The organism is Methylomonas lenta (assembly GCF_001644015.1).
In the GTDB taxonomy this organism is placed as follows: Bacteria; Pseudomonadota; Gammaproteobacteria; order Methylococcales; family Methylomonadaceae; genus Methylomonas; species Methylomonas lenta.
In genome coordinates, this window is the sequence record NZ_LUUI01000129.1 from 1 (window position 1) to 4,414 (window position 4,414).

Consider the following 4,414-nt stretch of genomic DNA (forward strand, 5'->3'; position numbering starts at 1 on the left):
CTTAATGGCAGTGACGCGCTGCGTGGGAACGCAGTCTAACCGCGCCAGCGGTAACAAAACTTTCAGTATTGTGTCGCTATCGCGACGGTTTAATTTAATGCCGGTTCCCGCACCAGCGGGCGGGTTTCTTTTCTTTGCTTGTCCAAAGAAAAGAAACCAAAAGAAAAGACACCCGGATGCCGCTTTTATCCTGCGCCCCAAAGGCTTTGAACGGGGTTTTCCGAAGGGGCATCCCAGCCCCTACAAAAAACGCGATGCATCCCTGCATCGCCCCTAACGGGCAAATCCGCTCAAACCCTCCGGTGCTCGGCGTGGCATAACGGGAAAAACACTTCGCAATTCAATAGCTTGAAAAACCTCTAGCATGAAAGTGTAACAGATAAAACCGATAAAATAAGGAATAAAAATATGACTGATAAAAAAGCATACCCAGGCAAACATCCTCTTCTTGCAAGTTCTCATTTTAATACAGCAGAATTAAAAGCTATTGATGTTTTATCAAAGGAGTTTTATGTAACAAATGGAGGCGAAAAAATTCACCTTGGCATTAATAGCGAATATAAATACGCAATAATTACCCCGACTGAAATTTATCGAGATATGTTTAATTTGGATAGGGAAATTATTGTTATTTTTAGCCCCTACCCTACTCTTCAAGCAAGAACGTTAGATGTTTTTGAGTTTGTTGCAAAAAAACATTCATCTCTCAGAATTGAGCGGATTTGCAATGTTTTAATAAGTGGCGACAAAAATGTTGAAAGATCACTGGAAAGCTTAATCAAAAATGAACCAGAATCACAAATCATAATTCCGTTTTCTTACGATGAACTGCAAAACCCCTGTGACTCTTACTTTTTTAGAAATAGATTTAGACGATATTTTTACACTCGTGACCTGTTTGCGTTTGAGGCTCCTTTAAAAAAGGATATTTATTTTTTTGGAAGAAATGATCTTATACAAGAACTTATAAATAGATTTAAAAGCGGAGAAAATTCTGGAATTTTCGGCCTTAGAAAAACAGGAAAAACATCTCTAATCAATGGAATTGAACGCAACTTACAGAAAGAAGGGATAAGGACAGTTATAATTGACTGTCAAGACACTTCTTTCAATCAGCGCAGATGGAATGAAGCTATATACTATGTGTGTCTGAAGGCTAAAGAGGTGCTAGATTGCCAGGCTGAATTGCCAAGCGAAAGCGCGTTTACTGAGAAAAATGCTTCAATCGAAATGGAGAGTTTCCTCAAACTCTGTAAAAGAGATTCTTCGACTACTATATTCTTTATATTTGACGAAATAGAAAACATATCTAGAAATACATCCCCCGCAGATCATTGGCAAAAAGGCATTGATTTTGCGTTATTTTGGCAAACTCTTAGATCAATTTTCCAAAGAAACAATAGTTTATTGTCTTATTTGATTGTAGGCACAAATCCTTCGTGCACAGAAACTCCAAAAATTGACAACGTCGACAACCCAATATTTAATCACTTTAATCCGTTATATATTCCTGGTTTTGAAGTAAAAGATACCAGAGAGATGACAAGAAAACTTGGCAGAAGGATGGGTTTAAAATTTGACGAGTCTATTTATTCAAAACTAACAGAAGACTTTGGCGGCCATCCATTTTTAATGAGACACGTATGTAGTTTAATATCAAAAAAGGTTGTTGAACAAGATAGACCCGTTGATCTCGGAAAAAGCTCTTATAAACAAGGGAAGGATGAATTTATATTAAATCATTCAAATTATTTAGAGATGATAATTAGCGTTCTAAAGGATTTTTACTCTGACGAATATGAGATGTTAATTATGCTTGCCAACGATGACAAGAGCACATTTAACGAATTCGCCGAACTACATAAATCATACACTTCGCATCTTTTAGGTTATGGCCTTATTAAAAAAGACCATTTTGGTTATGAGTTCAATATAGAAGCAGTTAGAAACTACATTTTAAATCAGTCAAAATATAAAAAAATCTGTATATCACAAGAGGAAATGTGGGCAGAAATTTCAGAGCGACGGAATGCTGTAGAACTCAAGCTAAGGAAGCTTATCAAGCTACTGATGCAGGCAAATAAAGGGGCTAGCGCGAAGAATGAAATATTAAATATATTCGGCAGCCCAAGAAAAGAAAAGCTTAATGCACACTCTTATAATGATCTTTTTGATGCTTCAATTAGTGAAATATATTTTTCAGATCTTTCGAAGATCATTTCAAAAAATTGGGATGTTTTTAAAAATACGTTCAATAAAACAAAGCGCGAAATATTTGACCAGCTAGAATTCATAAACAAATCTAGAGCAGACGCTCACGCAAAAACCATTACAGAAGATCAATTTAAATATTTTAGATTATGCATGTCAGCAATAGAAGAAGACTTGAAAGATGCAATTTGACAAATTTTAGACTTGTTAGTAGTTCACGTTGCTGCGATAGCGGTTACGTGACAATTCGAAGTTACAAGCTCAAATTTGTCAGGGAACGCTATCGCGCACTCTGACCTACTCTCTAACTTCCTTCAAAAACTTTCACAAATATTTAACTTTTCCGAATTTCGTGGCGGGTTTTCTCCCGTTATGCCGCGCCGAGCACCGGAAGGTTTTTCGTAGGGGCTGGGGATGCCTCTTCGGAAAACCCCGCTCAAATCCTTCGGAGCGCAGGACAAATCGGCAGGATAGCCGATTTGCATGCACCGCACCCGTAGGGCGAGGCACATGGATGTGCCGAGTGAGTCAAGCGGCATCCGGGCCGCCTTTCTTTTGGGTACTTTTCTTTGGCGGAGCAAAGAAAAGTACCTCGGCTGTCGGTCCGCGAACCGACTTTAAAACATTCCTCGCGAAAACAACACCAAACCTGAAATTCTTAAGCCTAACCCGGTAAACATACTGAACTGAACATTGTGAAGCGCATCAATCGCGACTTTTGCCGACATGACGGGTAAGTGATATAAAGCTAGTGGCGAAACAAGCAATATTTTAAAAACATTACCATTCGATGAATCTAGCATGAAAACACTATTGCAGAAACATGAGCAAGAGATTGAGAGACTGATAGCGTCCAAGGTCGCCCAAGCAAAAGAAGTCTGGTTAGCTGAAAGTCGTAAGTTGGAACAGGTAATTTCAGACGCTGCTAGTCGCGAGACCGCCTTAACGGAAGAAATCAGAGCATTAAAACAGAAATTACACCAAGCACGCTCATATAAAGACTATTACTCAAATTTGCTGGATGACGCAAAAGAAATTGAACTCGATCTACATAGAAAGTGCGCCGATTACCATGTTAAACAACAGGAGCTTGAAGAGACATTAGCAAAACTACAGCCCAACTCCCAGGCCATAAATAGTGATGATGCGCGTGCCGCCAAGGTTGATCTGATTAGATTGGATAATCAGATACATGCGGCTAGAGCGGAGTTGGCCAGAGTACAAAAGGAAATCGAATTAGCTACTTCAGCCTTGGTTTAATTGTACTAGCTCAGACCTGATCTGACAGCTCGTAGGATGTGCTGAACAAAGTGAAGCGCATCAATCGCGAACGATGCAATTACTGATACCAGCCATTTAGGCCGGAATAAGCGAAAGCGTTTCCGGCAAATTTTAAATCTCCAGAAACACCTATCGGCTTATTCTGGCATACGAACTAATGCTCCTCAAAAACTTTCGTAGATATTAGACGGTTTTAAATTTCGCAGCGGGGTTTTATCCCGTTATGCCGCGCCGAGCACCGGAGGGTTTGATCGGATCAGCCCATCGGGGCGATGCAGGGATGCATCGCGTTTTTCGTAGGGGCTGGGATGCCCCTTCGGAAAACCCCGTTCAAAGCCTTCGGAGCGCAGGACAAATCGGCAGGATAGCCGATTTGCTTGCGCCGCACCCGTAGTGCGAGGCACATGGATGTGCCGAGTGAGTCAAGCGGCATCCGGGTGTCTTTTCTTTGGATACTTTCTTTTCGACTGCAGGGATGCAGGAGGTAGAGCAATGCATGGAGCAATTGCCGAGGCAACGCACAAATTCGCCAGGAGAGAATTTGAACAGCCGATAGGCTGGCCCAAAGGGCGAAAACCAAGGATGGTTTTCGTAGCGAAAGTACCTCGCCCGCCGGTCCGCGAACCGACTTTAAAACATTCCTCGCGATAGCGATACAAAAAAGCCATGTAGGCCGGAATAATCGAAAGCGTTTCCGGTAAACTTTAAATCTATCGGGTCAGAGGCCCCCTTTCGTTTCGCTACGGTTGTCGTTACTACTTCCGGTTATCTCCTTTCAGATAACAAGTTTTAGCCCATGCAGGGCACACTAGGTGCGGATTTATCCGTACAGTGCGAATAAATTCGCACCCACAACTGACGAACTTGTTTCATGCGCATTCCTTAGTAAGATTTATGACGAATTGAGTTAAGAGATTACAGT

At 41.3% G+C, this 4,414-nt stretch carries 3 protein-coding genes; all 3 read left to right on the top strand.

From position 1 onward, the window contains the following. Positions 1-277, top strand: a 277-nt coding sequence (locus tag A1359_RS23265; RefSeq protein ID WP_232322285.1) for a hypothetical protein, incomplete at its 5' end; no start/stop codon positions are given. Between the two features lie 131 nt (positions 278-408). Beyond that, a complete protein-coding gene (locus A1359_RS15950) occupies positions 409-2,403 on the top strand; it encodes an AAA-like domain-containing protein (RefSeq protein ID WP_066985329.1) in 1,995 nt (664 codons plus the stop codon). A gap of 609 nt (positions 2,404-3,012) precedes the next feature. Next, positions 3,013-3,471: a hypothetical protein gene (locus tag A1359_RS15955; RefSeq protein WP_066985332.1), complete on the top strand. Its 459-nt coding sequence runs from the start codon at positions 3,013-3,015 to the stop codon at positions 3,469-3,471. Positions 3,472-4,414 lie beyond the last annotated feature (943 nt).